The sequence below is a fragment of the Chitinophaga ginsengisoli genome (assembly GCF_003014595.1).
In the GTDB taxonomy this organism is placed as follows: Bacteria; Bacteroidota; Bacteroidia; order Chitinophagales; family Chitinophagaceae; genus Chitinophaga; species Chitinophaga ginsengisoli.
This window is the reverse complement of record NZ_PYGK01000006.1, coordinates 173,172-188,590: the sequence shown is the minus strand read 5'-3', so window position 1 is coordinate 188,590 and position 15,419 is coordinate 173,172. Positions and strand designations below refer to the sequence as shown.

16 protein-coding genes are annotated in these 15,419 nt (G+C 46.5%); 1 reads left to right on the top strand and 15 read right to left on the bottom strand.

The window, feature by feature from the left end; translation table 11 throughout:
• Window positions 1-49: 49 nt before the first annotated feature.
• The gene (locus CLV42_RS16510; RefSeq protein ID WP_106603026.1) at window positions 50-1,102 is read left to right on the top strand and encodes a formylglycine-generating enzyme family protein; all 1,053 of its coding nucleotides are present in this window, start codon (window positions 50-52) and stop codon (window positions 1,100-1,102) included.
• 70 nt (window positions 1,103-1,172) lie between these two features.
• On the opposite strand, the gene CLV42_RS16505 is transcribed toward CLV42_RS16510, so the two are convergent.
• From CLV42_RS16505 to CLV42_RS16435, 15 genes are all read right to left on the bottom strand, one after another.
• Window positions 1,173-2,741: a M56 family metallopeptidase gene (locus CLV42_RS16505; RefSeq protein ID WP_106603025.1), complete on the bottom strand. Its 1,569-nt coding sequence runs from the start codon at window positions 2,739-2,741 to the stop codon at window positions 1,173-1,175.
• A 5-nt stretch (window positions 2,742-2,746) separates the two neighbouring features.
• On the bottom strand, window positions 2,747-3,103 hold the full coding sequence (locus tag CLV42_RS16500) for a BlaI/MecI/CopY family transcriptional regulator (RefSeq protein WP_106603024.1): 357 nt from the start codon (window positions 3,101-3,103) through the stop codon (window positions 2,747-2,749).
• A gap of 175 nt (window positions 3,104-3,278) precedes the next feature.
• Window positions 3,279-4,451, bottom strand: coding sequence for a TlpA disulfide reductase family protein (locus CLV42_RS16495; RefSeq protein WP_106603023.1), 1,173 nt, complete (start codon window positions 4,449-4,451; stop codon window positions 3,279-3,281).
• A gap of 136 nt (window positions 4,452-4,587) precedes the next feature.
• Complete coding sequence (locus tag CLV42_RS16490; RefSeq protein ID WP_106603022.1) at window positions 4,588-5,676, bottom strand: TlpA disulfide reductase family protein; 1,089 nt, start codon at window positions 5,674-5,676, stop codon at window positions 4,588-4,590.
• Window positions 5,677-5,700: 24 nt separating this feature from the next.
• Complete coding sequence (hisIE, locus tag CLV42_RS16485; RefSeq protein ID WP_106603021.1) at window positions 5,701-6,309, bottom strand: bifunctional phosphoribosyl-AMP cyclohydrolase/phosphoribosyl-ATP diphosphatase HisIE; 609 nt, start codon at window positions 6,307-6,309, stop codon at window positions 5,701-5,703.
• A gap of 59 nt (window positions 6,310-6,368) precedes the next feature.
• A complete protein-coding gene (hisF, locus tag CLV42_RS16480) occupies window positions 6,369-7,124 on the bottom strand; it encodes an imidazole glycerol phosphate synthase subunit HisF (RefSeq protein WP_106603020.1) in 756 nt (251 codons plus the stop codon).
• A gap of 29 nt (window positions 7,125-7,153) precedes the next feature.
• Window positions 7,154-8,314 (bottom strand): 1-(5-phosphoribosyl)-5-[(5-phosphoribosylamino)methylideneamino]imidazole-4-carboxamide isomerase, encoded by a 1,161-nt coding sequence (gene hisA, locus CLV42_RS16475; protein WP_106603019.1) that lies wholly within the window; start codon window positions 8,312-8,314, stop codon window positions 7,154-7,156.
• Window positions 8,315-8,320: 6 nt separating this feature from the next.
• A complete protein-coding gene (gene hisH / locus CLV42_RS16470) occupies window positions 8,321-8,914 on the bottom strand; it encodes an imidazole glycerol phosphate synthase subunit HisH (protein WP_106603018.1) in 594 nt (197 codons plus the stop codon).
• Between the two features lie 13 nt (window positions 8,915-8,927).
• A complete protein-coding gene (gene trpA / locus CLV42_RS16465; protein WP_106603017.1) occupies window positions 8,928-9,698 on the bottom strand; it encodes a tryptophan synthase subunit alpha in 771 nt (256 codons plus the stop codon).
• 9 nt (window positions 9,699-9,707) lie between these two features.
• Window positions 9,708-10,934 carry a tryptophan synthase subunit beta gene (gene trpB, locus CLV42_RS16460; RefSeq protein ID WP_106603016.1) on the bottom strand — a complete coding sequence of 409 codons (1,227 nt, stop codon included), beginning with the start codon at window positions 10,932-10,934 and terminating at the stop codon, window positions 9,708-9,710.
• A gap of 7 nt (window positions 10,935-10,941) precedes the next feature.
• Window positions 10,942-11,577: a phosphoribosylanthranilate isomerase gene (locus CLV42_RS16455; protein ID WP_106603015.1), complete on the bottom strand. Its 636-nt coding sequence runs from the start codon at window positions 11,575-11,577 to the stop codon at window positions 10,942-10,944.
• Window positions 11,574-12,374 (bottom strand): indole-3-glycerol phosphate synthase TrpC, encoded by an 801-nt coding sequence (trpC, locus tag CLV42_RS16450; protein ID WP_106603014.1) that lies wholly within the window; start codon window positions 12,372-12,374, stop codon window positions 11,574-11,576. The genes CLV42_RS16455 and trpC overlap by 4 nt, the downstream gene beginning before the upstream one ends.
• Window positions 12,371-13,366 carry an anthranilate phosphoribosyltransferase gene (trpD, locus tag CLV42_RS16445; protein WP_106603013.1) on the bottom strand — a complete coding sequence of 332 codons (996 nt, stop codon included), beginning with the start codon at window positions 13,364-13,366 and terminating at the stop codon, window positions 12,371-12,373. The genes trpC and trpD overlap by 4 nt, the downstream gene beginning before the upstream one ends.
• A gap of 10 nt (window positions 13,367-13,376) precedes the next feature.
• A complete protein-coding gene (locus tag CLV42_RS16440; RefSeq protein WP_106603012.1) occupies window positions 13,377-13,946 on the bottom strand; it encodes an anthranilate synthase component II in 570 nt (189 codons plus the stop codon).
• Window position 13,947: 1 nt separating this feature from the next.
• Window positions 13,948-15,357: an anthranilate synthase component I family protein gene (locus CLV42_RS16435; protein ID WP_106603011.1), complete on the bottom strand. Its 1,410-nt coding sequence runs from the start codon at window positions 15,355-15,357 to the stop codon at window positions 13,948-13,950.
• Between the last annotated feature and the right edge of the window lie 62 nt (window positions 15,358-15,419).

Sequence of the window (15,419 nt, the reverse complement as noted above, 5' to 3'; positions counted from 1 at the left end):
ATTGTTAAGGGGCCTGAAATTTAACATACAAAATGACGATCTTAGGCAAATGTTTAGTAAATACACGACCGGATGGGCATTGATTACTAGCCTGTTGCTCTACGCCTGCCAGGGCAGCAGCCGCCGGCAAGCTGCTGCAGACAGTACCGCAGATCATACCGCGATAAACGATACACTGAACCATATGGTACTCGTTCCCGCTGGTACCTTTACCATGGGGGCTGACGATGCGGAAGCACGCAAAGATGAACAGCCGCGTCATACAGTAAGGCTGGACAGTTTCTGGATGGATGAACATGAAGTGACCAACGCTGAATTTGCCATGTTTGTGAAGGCAACAGGATATCTTACTACTGCCGAAAAACCGATCAGTAAAGAAGAACTGATGCAGCAACTGCCGCCGGGCTCTCCGGAGCCGGATAGCAGCATGTTACAACCAGGCTCCCTGGTATTTACGCCTCCCTCTCACGCCGTGCCACTGGATGACGTATCGCAATGGTGGTCCTTTATATTGGGCGCCAGCTGGCAACATCCCGGCGGACCAAACACCAACCTGGATAGCAAAGAACATCTGCCGGTAGTACACATCTCATGGGACGATGCACAGGCCTATGCAAAATGGGCCGGTAAACGCCTGCCTACTGAAGCGGAATGGGAATACGCGGCTCGCGGCGGACTGAAAGACCAGCCCTATCCCTGGGGTGCAGAAGCCCTGACAGTGGGAAAGACGAAAGCCAATACCTGGAACGGGCATTTCCCCTATCAGAATACACATACCGACGGCTATACCGGCCTCGCTCCGGTAAAAAGTTTTGCGCCTAACGGTTATGGTCTGTACGATATGTCGGGCAATGTATGGGAATGGTGTGCTGACTGGTATGACAGCCGTTATTACCAGCAACCAAACAATAATAACAACCCGAAAGGTCCGGCCAGTGGTTATGACCCTGACGATCCCACCATGCCTAAACATACTATCAGGGGCGGTTCTTTTATGTGTACCGATGAATATTGCTCCGGTTACAGGGTGACGGCGAGAATGAAAACATCACCGGAGTCAGGATTGGAGAATCTTGGTTTCAGATGTGTGAAAGATAAATAAACGACCCTTCACAAAACAGGGACTCACCTCGCGGTGAACCCCTGTCGATATTCCACAATAACTTTATTGCTTACCTGTTTTTAGGCTTCGTATCCAAAGTATCAATACTTACGTTGGCGTTGGTATTCATCTTTGTAGTTGCATTTACTTTCGCGTCTACTGAAGTTTTGGTTGTAGTGTTGGTATTGACTCTCACCACTGTCGGTTGCTGGCCGTCAACTCCTGTACCAGTGCTGACAACAGTTGTTACATCACCACCTTTTTGTGCAATGTCACTGGTAACGGTTCTTACCTTGGCACTACTAAACCCTTTCGTATAAATAAATATCACCCCATTTTTACCATCTTCACCATATTGTGTTGCATGTTCCCCTTTATAAACATTAATAGATGATATTTCAGCAGGTTGCAATCCATCGGGGACCCGATGTCCCACATTTACATCATCTACAAAATATAGCGGCGCCGCGGTGCCCTGACCTCCTCTTAAAATAATGCCGGATTCAGAGCTTAACGTAACTACATCCTTGTTAGGAGCTACCGGTGCTACGGGCGCTCCAGGTGCAGGAGGTGCCGGAGGAAGCGGAGTAGCTACAGGAGCTGGCGTACCAGCAGGAGCTGCAGGGGCTGCCGGTACAGGCGGAGGAGGAGGTGGTGGCGTTCTTTTCCCTTTTACAGGTGCTGGCGGAGGCGGTGGTGGTGGAACAGGTGCTACTGCCGGCGCTGTTGTGTCTTTAGAGAAAGCAATAGCTGCTATGTTTTTTGCCACCTTCTCAGTGCCGGCAATTGCCCTGGTAAAGTTCAGTGACAGCACTGCAATACCCATAACGGCACCCAACACGACATAACGTAGCAAATGATAGCGGGATGATCTCTTTTTATTCATCATCATGATCCTTTGTTTTAAATGTGAGAAATTGAAATTGTTTGCGATGGCCGTCGCATATGGGATCCCACTTACTTTTATCAGACTGTATTGATAAGCTTTTGCATCCATTCCCTGCTGCAGTATGCTCCTGTCTGTGATGAATTCAAGATTCTCACGGATGGCAATGCTCATTAACCAGGCGCCGGGATTGAACCAGTAAAAGATCTTGTTCAGCTCTCCCAGTAATACGTCCAGTGTATGCCACTGTCGCACATGCACCTGTTCATGCCGGATGATGGAAGCAAATTCCTCCGGACTATGCAGGGAAGGATTGATATAAATATTATGCATGAATGAAAAAGGATTCACATGCTTTTCTGTTACTCTCAGCGGCTGCGCATCCGGCGATTGTATAGCGGTAGTATGCCGGTGTAGCTTCCACAAGGACAGCAGCTGGATCATTAAACGGATACTCATCACAGCTACGCCTGTCCAGAAAATGTATTCCAGGAATACATTGATGAAAGGCACTGACCGATGCGTCTGTAAAGCCGCCAGGTCCGGTATGTATGTCTCTGCTACAGCATTCAATGGCTGATGCTGCTGTATAAATAACGACGGGTCTATCAATGGACAAATGGCCGCACAAACAATACCTCCCAGCAGGAAAAAACGGTTAAGCGTATAAAAAGTGAGCCGCCTTAACCCGAAATAGTAGGCCAGGTAAAACAAAACAAGCGCAACATTTGCTTTGAGCAGGTAAATAAGCATAACGATCAGTTTTTCTCAATCATCTTGACGATTTCCTTTAATTCTTCCGGAGAGATCTTCTTCTCCTTGGCGAAAAAAGTGACCAGGGCCTTATAGGAATCTTCGAAATAATCCTTTACAAAGCCACTCATAAATTTCTGCTTGTATTCATTTTCCGCTATCAGGGGAGTATACCTGTATACATTCCCTATTTTCTCACTACTGAGATAGCCCTTTTTCTCCAGGTTCTTAATAGTAGATGCCAACGTTGTATACGGTGGCTGAGGAGCGGCATGCGCTTCTAAAAAGTCTTTCACAAACCCGGGCCCCGTTTTCCAGATGGCTAGCATCGCCACTTCTTCCTGCTGCGTCAGCTTTTCCATATTCATTTGGTTTAAATGCAATCATCTACGATTGTTTCGTAAATCTACGAACTTTTCGTAATACACCAAATAAAAAAAAGAAAACAGCTGATTTTAACAGCTGTTTTCTTTTTCTATGCCTGAGATGTACTTACTTTTAAAACTTATTCCGGAGAGATAATATTCACGCTATCCCTTATTTTTCAGCGACTTCTACTCTGAAAACCTCTTCCAGTTTCTTCTCAAGGGCATCGCCACGCAGGTTTTTGGCAATAATATTTCCCTTGGGGTCGATCAGCAGGTTTTGGGGGATAGCCCTGATACCGTATTTCTCCGCTACTTCATTTTTCCAGCCTTTCAGATCTGACACCTGCGTCCATAGCAGATTATCAGCCTCTATGGCCGCCACCCATTTTTCCCGTTTATCATCGAGGGAGACTGACAGTACATCAAATCCTTTATCCCGGAACCGGCTATAGGCCTTCAGCATATTCGGGTTTTCAGCGCGGCAAGGGCCGCACCAGCTGGCCCAGAAGCCTATCAACAAATATTTTCCTTTATAGGCAGCCAGACTTACATTTTTACCCTCCACATCAGGCTGGGCGAAATCCAGGGCAGGTTGCCCCACCGCTGTCTTTTTTGCAGCATCCAGACCTGAGGCAAACTCCTTTCCTCCTGGTGTATTACGGATATTTTTTCCCAGCTTGTTGAACATAGGTTCAATTTCAGCCAGGTTGATCTCATAGTCGGCGTATTTATTCAATACATAAACGGCAATGGGCGAGTTGCAATTATTCTTGAGAAAATCTCTCATGATCTGCTTCTGCTGCGCAGCCAGCTCGTCAAACTGAGGCTCTAGCTTTTTCATGCCCTCTTCGTCTTCTGCCATATACAATTGACGATATTGCCGTTCCAGTTCATCCAGGCGACTGTCCACGTCTTTCAACTGTCTGTTTAGACGGAGGTAGTCATCGTTGGCAACAGATCCCTTTATGGTAGCTTTATTGATAGAATCTTCGGCAGTGATGGTAATGTTTCCTTTGTCCAGGAACAGGGTCAGCACATCATTCTTTTTAGGCCCGGGATTATCCTGATTATCCTTCTGGACAGACGGCTCCTGCACTCTGAGTAACAAATTGGCAAGGGTAGCCTCCGCCAGCACACCGGAAAAAGAGAATTTACCATCTTTTACCTCCGTGCTATCCAGTTTGTTATCACCACAACGCCTGATATTCAGATACACTTTTGCTGGTTTCTGTAAAGTTGTGACAGTGCCCTGTATCGTAAATGATTGTTCACCCTTCCATTTTTCCTGCGCCAACAGGACCATGGGCGCAAAAAACGCCACGGCCATCATTACGGACTTCATTGATTTAGATTATTTAAGACTAACGAAATTCACATATCCCGGCAGGAAAATCAACCTGTTTGTGATAAACGGCGAAGGAAATGAATATAAAAAAAGCGGCCTCGTGTAAGTACGAGGCCGCTAATTGGCAAGTTAATTATTTTAATATCTGTTCCAGTTTGGCTTCCAATGCCCTGCCACGCAGGTTACGGGCAATGATATTTCCCTTAGGATCTATCAGGAAGTTGGCCGGAATAGCATTTACGCCATATAATTGTGCGACTTCATTACCCCATCCTTTCAGATCAGACACCTGGGTCCATTGCAGATTATCCTTCTTTACAGCACCAAGCCAGCGGTCTTTGTCCTGGTCAAGAGAAACACCCAGGATGGTGAAGTTCTTGTCTTTAAAGCGCTCAAAAGCCTTTACAACGTTAGGGTTTTCTGCACGGCAGGGACCACACCAGCTGGCCCAGAAATCAACCAGTACATATTTCCCACGGAAGGAGGATAATTTAACCGGTTTACCATTGATATCATCCTGGGTAAAGTCACTGGCTATTCCACCACCTTCAGTTTCACCCTTCACACTACGCAGGTATTTGGTGGCTGCCAGCCCATACTTGGATTCTTTCAACGGCTGGTTCAGTGAGTTGAAGATGTTCTCAAAATCATCCGGCTCCAGGCGGTTACGTAACTCATTGACCAATATCCACAAACTGGCCAGTTGTTTAGGATGGCCTTTTATAAAGTCCTTTCCTGCATTCACCACATCTTCGTTGAACAGGGATGCCTTGGCGCGGAAAGCATTCTTCGCTGCCTCATCATCGCTGGCTATTTTTGACGCTTCCACATTCAGGACCTGCGCACGTTCGATCAGGGCCAGAAAGGTTTTCTGATACGCCTGCATCGCCTTGTTGTCTTCATTTCCCTTTACAGCCGTAGCCACCGGGAAACTCTGCGCATCCAGTGTATAATGTACTGGTTCCTTACCTGTTACAAACAGTAAAGGATTCTGCACCCCCTCCAGCACCACCGCGTAAATAGACAGGCTTTTGGCTTCAGGTACTTTAAATGAGAATTTATCTCCCTTCAGGGATATTGAATCCTTCGGATTATTATCATCATCTGAATACAGATAGAGTTTTTTACCCTCCGCTCCCGTCAATGTACCGGAGACCTCCTGTTGGGCAAAGGCTGCACATGAGAAAAGCACTGCAAGCGTGCCAGTAACAAGTTGTTTCATTCCCACTAATATAAAAAATAACTGCTATTTATCGTGCCTTTTCTTCAGAACGGACAATACATCGGACAACCGGTATCCTTTCGCACTGAGCAGCACGAGATAATGGAAAAGCAGGTCCGCTGATTCGTTCAGGAACAGCTCTTCATTATCATCTTTCGCTTCTATAACGACTTCCACCGCCTCTTCCCCTACTTTCTGTGCAATCTTATTAATGCCTTTTGCAAACAGCTTGGAGGTATAGGAATTCTCTGAAGGATTGTTCTTCCTGTCAGTAATAATGCTTTCCAGCTTTAACAGGAAATCATTACTGACATTTTCTTCCTCCCAGCAGGTGTCTGCCCCGGTATGACATACCACACCAGCAGGGATGGCCTTGATCAATAAAGTATCACTGTCACAATCCACCCTGATTTCCTGGAGGGTCAGGAAATTACCGCTTTCTTCTCCTTTTGTCCACAGGCGCTGCCTGGAACGGCTGAAAAAGGTCACTTTGCCTTCCTGCAAGGTCTTATCCAGAGCGTCCTGGTTCATGTACCCCAGCATCAGGACTTTCAGCGTGGCTGGATCCTGTACGATAGCAGGTACCAGACCGTCCGCACATTTGTCAAAATTTATCTGTTTGTTGTTATACATGCAGTAGTCATAATTTTAGAGTAAAGTATGCTGTCCAGTCGACAAAATTAGTTGTTTTCTCAGAACCTGATGTTCATGCCTCGCTGGTACAGGTACGTTTTTAATGCGGGGATCTCAATCTCCTTATAGTGGAAAATGCTGGCCGCCAGTGCCGCATCTGCCTGAGCAGTTTCAAACACATCCATAAAATGATCCATCGTGCCTGCTCCACCGGAAGCGATCACAGGTACATTCAGGTTCTGGGACAGTTTTCCTGTGATGTCCAGTGCAAATCCCTTTTTAGTGCCGTCATTGTTCATAGAGGTCAGCAGGATTTCTCCAGCGCCCCGCCCTACGGCTTCTTTTGCCCAATCATAAGCCTTTACTTCGGTTTTCACCCGGCCACCATTCAGGTATACATACCAGTCGCCGTCTTCAAAACGCGTATCAATGGCTAGTACCACACACTGACTGCCAAACTCACGGGCCAGTTCATCTACCAGCTCGGGACGTTTAAAAGCGGAAGTATTAACGGATATTTTGTCTGCGCCTGATTGCAGCAATACGTTCACATCTTCTACGGAAGAGATGCCGCCACCCACGGTGAATGGGATATTCACATGTTTCGCAATGCGCGTTACCAGTTCAGACAATGTCTTCCTGCGCTCATTGGTAGCTGTAATATCCAGGAACACCAACTCGTCCGCTCCCTGCGCTGCATATAAAGCACCCAGTTCAATAGGATCGCCGGCATCGCGTATATTTTCAAAGTTCACACCCTTTACTGTGCGGCCATCTTTGATATCGAGACAGGGAATGATACGTTTCGTTAACATGATTAAATAATTTGGAATTAAGATTGGGATCAGGGATTCGATTTCAGGAACTCACTCAGTTCCGCCATGCTGATCCTTTCCTCATAAATGGCTTTTCCTACAATTACACCACTGCAACCTGCCGCTGCCAGTGCATGTACATCTGCCATCGTGCTCACACCACCGCTGGCCACAAAGTCGATCTGCGGGAAGCGTTGCAGGATCTTTTCATACAAGGTAATGGAAGGGCCCTGTAAGAGTCCATCCTTCGCTATGTCTGTGCAGAAAATATGTTTCAAGCCCTGTTTCACATTCTCCTCCAGGAAATCAAATACAGACAGTTCTGTTGTTTCCAGCCATCCGCCCACTGCGATCTTTTCTTCTTTTACATCCGCTCCCAGGAAGATCTTCTCTGCACCATACTTCTTTACCCAAACGGCGAACAATGCAGGATCTTTTACCGCTATACTCCCGATCGTTGCCAGTGCGGCACCATTTTCATATACAACGCGCAGATCATCTTCAGTTTTGATCCCTCCACCGAAATCTATCACCAGGCCTGTTTTACCTGCAATAGCTTCCAGCACTTTCCAGTTCACTACGGATCCTTTTTTTGCGCCATCCAGATCTACCAGGTGCAAGCGGCGTACACCAATACTTTCAAAAACCTTGGCTACTTCCAGCGGATGTTCATTGTATACTTTTTTCTGTCCGTAATCGCCTTGTGTGAGACGTACACATTTACCGTCTATAATGTCGATCGCAGGAATAATGGCAAACCCACTTCCTGTTGCTTTATCAAGTTGCAATTTCATCTTGCAGAAAACAATATTATCTTTTGTGAAATGATCTCCCCAGAATGCATACCCACGCTTTACATAAAATCCTTCTGCCGTATTACGGGCATTGCACCATAAAGTCGGAATATGTTCCTTTCTGCAGAAGTCTTCAATATGCTGCATCAACAGGCTGCCATATCCTTTACCCTGACAGTCGGGATGAACAGCCAGCTTGCGAAACTGAGCAACATCCTTCTGCGGGAACAATGACACGATCCCTCTTAACCTTGTATCTTCAAACAGGCCAAAATGTAAACCGTCGTCATCATGATCTACGCGCACTGCCTCTAAAGTGGCATCAGGATATAACACATCTCTGCGTAACTGCAATGTATCTTCCGGATTTATCCTTCTTATCTGTATTGGCTGCATAGTAGTTTATAACTTCAGGAAATTCTCCAGGATCTTCTGTCCTTCTCCGGCTGATTTTTCCGGGTGGAACTGTACAGCATAGAAATTATCTTTCTGTAATGCAGCACTGTAGTTGATCACATAGTTGGCAGTAGCCACTGTATACGGACTTAATGCCGCATAGTAGCTATGTACAAAGTACATATAGGAGTTCTCCGGCACATGTTCAAATAGCGTGCAGTACAATCCGGTGATGTTGTTCCATCCTATCTGTGGTATCTTCAGCAGGTTATCCACCGGCGACTGGAAACGCTTTACTTCCACGTCAAAAACACCCAGGCAATTGGTATCGTTCTCCTCCGAATGTTGACACAGCAACTGCATGCCCAGACAAATACCCAGCACCGGTTGTTTCAAACCTGTGATCAACTGATCAAGCTTTCTTTCTTTCAGATAACGCATCGCAGAACTGGCTTCTCCCACACCGGGAAAGATCACTTTATCTGCCGCCTTTATTTCCTCCGGATTATCTGTAACCACACCTTCCACGCCCAGTCTGTCCAGTGCAAACAGCACTGAACGGATATTACCGGCATTGTATTTTATGATGACCGTCTTCATATGCTATTCTTGTCTATTTTACGCCAGCAACAAACTGCTGTATGGCTGAATCCAGGTTAGTTGCATGCTCGAGCGCACGGATAAAGGCAGTGCCTATCACGCCTCCATTGCTATGTACTGTAGCAGCATCAAAGGTAGCTTTATCTTTGATACCAAATCCGATGAGCACAGGATTCTTCAGCTGCAAAGCCTCCAGTCTTTCGAAGTATGCCTGCTGATTTCCCATATTCTTATCTGTACCTGTTGTAGAAGAAGAAGACACTGCATAGATAAATCCTTTGCTCACACTATCTATTTTGCGAATGCGTTCTTCACTGGTTTCAGGAGTTACAAGGAAAACGAGGTGCAGACCATACTTTTCAAACACAGGTCTGTATTCTGATTCATATTCATCCATTGGCAGGTCTGGCAGGATCGCTCCATCCACACCTACTTCTGCACATTTTTTACAGAAGTTCTCAATACCATACAGCAACACCGGATTCAGATATCCCATCAGCAGCACCGGTACATGTATCTTTTCTCTGAAATCCTTCAGCTGTTCGAACAGTACTTTTAAACTCATACCGTTGCTGATAGCACGGGTACTGCTGTCCTGGATCACAGGGCCATCCGCCAGCGGATCGGAGAAAGGCATCCCGAGTTCAATAATATCCACGCCATTCTGCTGTAGTGCTTTCATGACAGGTAATGTATCATTCAGTTCAGGGAATCCTGCCGTACAATAGATATTCAGCACACCCTTTCTTTTGCCGGCAAATAATTGATCTATACGATTGCTCATAAAATATGTTTATACGTTACCGCCAGTATTACCGGGCAAATTACGAATGTAAGTTTCCATGTCTTTATCACCACGTCCGCTCAAACATACTACTACCACATCATCTGGTTTAAGCGCAAGCTGTCCCAGTTTAGCCAGTGCGTGAGATGATTCCAGTGCCGGAATGATCCCTTCCAGGCGGGTCAGCTCATATGCGGCCTGCAGCGCTTCGTCATCGGTTGCATTGAGGAATGTAGCTCGTCCTGTTTCGTAAAGATGCGCGTGCAAGGGACCGATACCCGGATAATCCAGTCCTGCGGAGATAGAATATGGCTCCGTGATCTGTCCGTCTTCTGTCTGCATCAGCAGGGTCTTGCTCGCATGGATAATACCCAGCTTACCCAGTTGTGTAGTAGCTGCGGAATGCCCGGAATGTACGCCCTTACCACCTGCTTCCACTGCTACCAGTTTCACAGCTGGTTCATTCAGGAAGTGATAATATGCACCGGCGGCGTTACTGCCGCCACCAATACAAGCCACCACGTAATCAGGATTTTCGCGTCCTGTCTTTTCCAGTAACTGCTTTCTGATCTCTTCGCTGATCACAGACTGAAAACGGGTCACCATATCCGGATAAGGATGCGGGCCAGCCGCCGTACCAAGGATGTAATGTGTATTCACCGGGTTGTTGATCCAGTCACGGATAGCCTCGTTACAGGCATCTTTCAGGGTCTGACTACCACTGGTAGCCGGTACTACGGTAGCACCCAGCATTTTCATACGCGCCACATTCGGCGCCTGACGCTTGATATCAATGCTACCCATATACACCACACATTCCAGCCCCATCAACGCACATACGGTAGCAGTAGCTACGCCATGCTGCCCTGCGCCGGTTTCAGCGATGATACGCGTCTTACCCAGACGTTTTGCCAGCAGGATCTGTCCGATTGTATTGTTTACTTTGTGTGCACCTGTATGGTTCAGATCTTCCCGTTTGAGGTAGATCTTCGCGTTATACTTTTCAGATAAACGTTTTGCAAAATATAAGGGAGAAGGGCGGCCCACATAATCCCGCAGCAACTGATCAAACTCCTCCTGGAATCCCGGCTCACGCAGTATTGCCAGGTAATTGCGTTGTAGCTCTTCTACATTCGGATATAACATCTCCGGAATATAAGCGCCGCCAAATCTGCCGTAAAAGCCTTTTTCATCTACATGATACTTAGAGCCGAACGTGTTTTCCGCGATCTTCATGCTATGATTATTTTAAATAAGTTGAATGAATCTGATCTGTAAATAGCCGCACCTTTTCCATATCCTTTATACCCGGTTGTAGCTCAAACCTGCTGTTCACATCTACTGCAAACAATGCGGGCATCTGCAACTGCAGCAACTCAGGCGTTTCTTCCAACCCTATGCCTCCGCTCAGATAAAAAGGATGTGTGTAGGGATAGGTCTTCAGCAGTTCCCAGTTAAAACGTTTGCCGGTACCACCATATGCCTTACCGGCTTCTGTATCAAACAGGAAATAGTCTGTTACTGGCAGGTAAGCCGACAACAATGCTGACCAGTCTACGTTATCTCCCACGCGGAAGGCTTTTATCACCGGTACGCGTTGCTGTATCACAGCGCAGTACTCGGGTGTTTCATCACCGTGCAACTGCACCATATCCAGACCATAATCAGTAATGACGCGTTGTACCTGTTCCAGCGGCGCGTTGACAAACACACCTACTTTTTTGATGCCTTCCATTTCGCGGACAGTACGGGCATCTATTTTTTGTCCCGCAAAGCGCGGTGACTTTTCATAGAATATAAAGCCGGCATAGTTAACCTGGTAATTCACCAGTTGTTGCAGGTCTTCTCTCCGTGTAATACCGCAGACCTTTATTTTCATTGTACTGATTTATTGGCCAGTTCCGTCACAAAGTGCTCAAATGCCCTTTGCGGATTTTCCTGTTTCATAAAATGTTCTCCTATCAGGAATCCCTGGAAGCCTGCCTGTTTCAGCGTCACGATTGCATCTGTGTTACTGATACCGCTTTCAGCTACTTTACATTTGCTGGCAGGGATCTGTGGCGCCAACTCGCAGGAGCGGTTGAAATCCACTTTAAAGGTGGTAAGGTCACGGTTGTTCACACCCACCAGTTGTATATGATCAGTTACCTTATCCAGCTGATCGCCGCTATGCACTTCCAACAATACTTCCAGTCCCAGGTTATTAGCGAAAGCTGCCAGTTGTGCTACTTCCTGCTTTGACAGGCATTCTGCTATCAGCAGGATCACGTCTGCACCGATAGCCTTTGCTTCCAGGATCTGGTATTCATCGATAATAAAATCCTTCCGGAGGATAGGGATATTGTTCAGCGCCCTGGCCTGTTGCAGATCATCCGAAGAACCACCAAAGTATTTCTCATCTGTCAGTACTGACAGCCCGGATGCACCGTAACGGGTATAAGCAGTGGTTACATCCTGCACAGTTACATCACCATTGATAACGCCCTTTGAAGGAGAGCGTCTTTTGAACTCTGCAATGATACCTGTCTTCTCCGGGTCCCGGAGAAACTGGGCCAATGACAGTGGTGTACGTTTGAACCAGGACACCTGTTCCAGTTCTTCCACGCTCCGCTGCTGTTTACGGGCGGCCACTTCTGTATGCTTGTGGGCTACTATTTCTGTCAGGATATTTTTCATGATTGCAAGCTTATCAACTTCTTAAACGCGTTATGCGCTGCGCCTGATTCCAGCGACTCTACAGCTGCCAGGAAACAGTCATTATAATTATCAAATTTCTTCATGCAATACAGCCCCATAGCAGCGTTGGCCAGTACTACCGAGTTCTGCGCCCAGGTTCCTTCACCTTTCAGGATCTTCATAAAGATCTTCGCCGCCGCTTCCACGGTGCTACCGCCATAGATATCTTCCGGATATACTTTGCGTTTGCCCAGCTGTTCCGGCGTCCAGTCTTTCTCTCCCTCATTGGTGATGACACGTGTATCAGCAGTCAGGGAGATCTCATCATACCCGTCCAGGCTATAAACGATCGCATAACGCTTGTCAGTCTGCTGGAACAGATAATTGTATACTCTCGCCAGTTCCAGACTGTACACCCCTATCAGCTGATGCTGTGCAAAAGCCGGATTCACCAGCGGCCCCAGCATGTTGAAGAAGGTCCGGATACCCAGCTGACGACGTACACCTGCTACATGCTTCAAGGCAGGATGGAACAGTGGCGCATGCAGGAAACAAACACCAGCTTCTTCCAGTTCTTCCCGCAGCTTTGCATCATCGTTCTTGAATTTGTACCCGGCAGATTCCATCAGGTTGGAAGCTCCGCTAATGGAAGATACGCCATAGTTGCCATGTTTGGCTACTTTTCCGCCTGCGCCCGCTACAATAAAACAGGACAGGGTAGACACATTAAAAGTATTCTTACCATCTCCACCTGTACCTACTATATCCAGCACTTCATATCCATTCAGATTTACCGGCACACAAAGTTCAAGCAATGCATCGCGGAAGCCCAGCAGTTCATCTACCGTAATGCTGCGCATCAGGAAAACGGTCATAAAGGCAGCCAGTTCGCTTTCGTTGTACATGCCCTTTGAAATACTGATGAGTATCTCTTTAGCCGCATCCCGGCTAAATGTTTTATGTTCAAAAAGGTAGTTAAGTATCTTTTTCATTGCATGGAATTTAAGCGTTCAACCAGTTACGAAGGATCTGTTCTCCCTGTGGCGTTAATACACTTTCAGGATGGAACTGCACACCACTTACATCGTATTTGTTATGTTGCAGCGCCATGATATAATTGTTATCATCCCTGGCGGTTATTGTCAGGTCAGGAGATAAAGTGGCTTCATCTACTACCCATGAGTGATAACGGCCTACTTCCAGCTGATCAGGCAAACCGTTGAACAGTCTTCCGTTCCTGGAAGTAATGTTCACATTCGTTGCTACGCCATGATACACATCTTTCAGGTTGATCAGTTTTGCACCAAAAGCTTCTCCGATGGCTTGTTGTCCCAGACACACCCCGAAGATGGATTTACTTGCTGCATACTCTTTGATCAGCGGTAACAGCAGCCCTGCTTCTTCAGGAATACCTGGTCCGGGAGACAGGATGATCTTATCATAATCCTTTACTTGCTCTAATGGTATTTCATCATTGCGCACCACCGTCACTTTACCATTGATGATCTTCTCCACCAGGTGCACCAGGTTATAGGTAAATGAATCGTAATTATCGAACACCAGAATATTCATGTCAGATATTTTGAGCCAGTATAATGGCCTGTTTTAATGCATTCAGTTTATTGTTCACTTCTTCCAGTTCGGATGATGCAACAGATTTCGCTACCACACCGGCACCTGCCTGGTAGTATAATGTGTTAGCCTTGCTCATTACAGAACGGATCATGATGGCATGGTTAAAATCACCGTTGAATCCTACTGATCCGATACAGCCTCCGTAGAAGCCTCTTGCAGTTGGTTCATTTTCATCAATGATTTCCATGGCCCTGTATTTCGGTGCACCCGACAATGTTCCTGCAGGGAAAGTAGCTGCCAGCAAAGAGAAGGGATTCAGCCCCGGCTGTATCTTACCTGTCACTTCACTCACCAGGTGAATCACGTGTGAGTAGTACTGTATCTTCCTGTAGGATTCTACTTCCACATCTGTTGCCAGTCTGCTCAGGTCATTCCTGGCGAGGTCTACCAGCATTACATGTTCTGCATTCTCTTTCGGATCTTCCAGCAGTCTGGCTGCCAGCTGTCTGTCCTGCTCATCATCGCCTGTACGTTTGAAGGTGCCTGCAATAGGGTGAATAGTGGCTTTATTATCCTTAATGATCAGCTGTGCCTCTGGCGAAGAGCCCATTAATTTATAATCGCCGTAATCGAAGAAGAAGAGATAAGGGGAAGGGTTAATAGAGCGGAGAGCACGGTACACATTGAATTCGTCGCCTTTGAATTTTTGCTGGAAGGCTCTGGAGAGTACTACCTGGAAAACGTCTCCGCGGAAGCAGTGTTGTTTACCTTTTTCGACGATCTCCATATATTGTTCATTCGTCAGGTTACTCTCTTCCTCCCCGTCTGCTTTGAAATTGTATGTCGGTACGTCTTTCTGTCTTATCAGGGATTCTATGAGATCAAATTCGCTATCAAGGCCTTCCACCACATTCTCACAGAGATAAAGCTCATCTTTAAAGTGATTGATGGCGATGATGTATTGATAAAAACGATATCGCATCAATGGGATGGTATTACCGTTCTGTTTATCCTTGTTAAATTCTATCGTTTCGAAGAACTGTACTGAATCAAATGTGCTATATCCGAATAAACTTTGCACTACAGGCAGTACTGGCTTATCGGTGAAAGAGAAGTTACCGAGGAATTTTTGCAGCTCATTCAACACACTTTGTTTATTCTTCAGTTGTTTCCTTTCCGGCGGGAGATTAGGATACTTAAATTCAAAATCTGTGGTGCTGGTTACTTCGATGCCAGCGATAGGCTGGATGCATATGAAGGAGAAACTGTTTTCACTGGCGCGATAGTCTGTACTTTCCAGCAGTACGGTACCAGGAAACTTGTCGCGGAGCCGCAAATAGATACCAACAGGCGTGAATACGTCTGCCAGCATTTTCTTTGATTTTGATTTTACTTGAATACTACCCATGGTTTGTGGTTGAGTTAAATTGGGTGACTATCTAAAACGAAGAAGGCCCGCTGTGTAACAGC

Excerpts from the sequence above, each read along its gene's own strand:
- CLV42_RS16510 (WP_106603026.1), top strand. The coding sequence starts at position 50 with ATGTTTAGTAAATACACGACCGGATGGGCATTGATTACTAGCCTGTTG.
- CLV42_RS16505 (WP_106603025.1), bottom strand. The coding sequence starts at position 2,741 with ATGCTTATTTACCTGCTCAAAGCAAATGTTGCGCTTGTTTTGTTTTAC.
- CLV42_RS16500 (WP_106603024.1), bottom strand. The coding sequence starts at position 3,103 with ATGGAAAAGCTGACGCAGCAGGAAGAAGTGGCGATGCTAGCCATCTGG.
- CLV42_RS16495 (WP_106603023.1), bottom strand. The coding sequence starts at position 4,451 with ATGAAGTCCGTAATGATGGCCGTGGCGTTTTTTGCGCCCATGGTCCTG.
- CLV42_RS16490 (WP_106603022.1), bottom strand. The coding sequence starts at position 5,676 with ATGAAACAACTTGTTACTGGCACGCTTGCAGTGCTTTTCTCATGTGCA.
- hisIE (WP_106603021.1), bottom strand. The coding sequence starts at position 6,309 with ATGTATAACAACAAACAGATAAATTTTGACAAATGTGCGGACGGTCTG.
- hisF (WP_106603020.1), bottom strand. The coding sequence starts at position 7,124 with ATGTTAACGAAACGTATCATTCCCTGTCTCGATATCAAAGATGGCCGC.
- hisA (WP_106603019.1), bottom strand. The coding sequence starts at position 8,314 with ATGCAGCCAATACAGATAAGAAGGATAAATCCGGAAGATACATTGCAG.
- hisH (WP_106603018.1), bottom strand. The coding sequence starts at position 8,914 with ATGAAGACGGTCATCATAAAATACAATGCCGGTAATATCCGTTCAGTG.
- trpA (WP_106603017.1), bottom strand. The coding sequence starts at position 9,698 with ATGAGCAATCGTATAGATCAATTATTTGCCGGCAAAAGAAAGGGTGTG.
- trpB (WP_106603016.1), bottom strand. The coding sequence starts at position 10,934 with ATGAAGATCGCGGAAAACACGTTCGGCTCTAAGTATCATGTAGATGAA.
- CLV42_RS16455 (WP_106603015.1), bottom strand. The coding sequence starts at position 11,577 with ATGAAAATAAAGGTCTGCGGTATTACACGGAGAGAAGACCTGCAACAA.
- trpC (WP_106603014.1), bottom strand. The coding sequence starts at position 12,374 with ATGAAAAATATCCTGACAGAAATAGTAGCCCACAAGCATACAGAAGTG.
- trpD (WP_106603013.1), bottom strand. The coding sequence starts at position 13,366 with ATGAAAAAGATACTTAACTACCTTTTTGAACATAAAACATTTAGCCGG.
- CLV42_RS16440 (WP_106603012.1), bottom strand. The coding sequence starts at position 13,946 with ATGAATATTCTGGTGTTCGATAATTACGATTCATTTACCTATAACCTG.
- CLV42_RS16435 (WP_106603011.1), bottom strand. The coding sequence starts at position 15,357 with ATGGGTAGTATTCAAGTAAAATCAAAATCAAAGAAAATGCTGGCAGAC.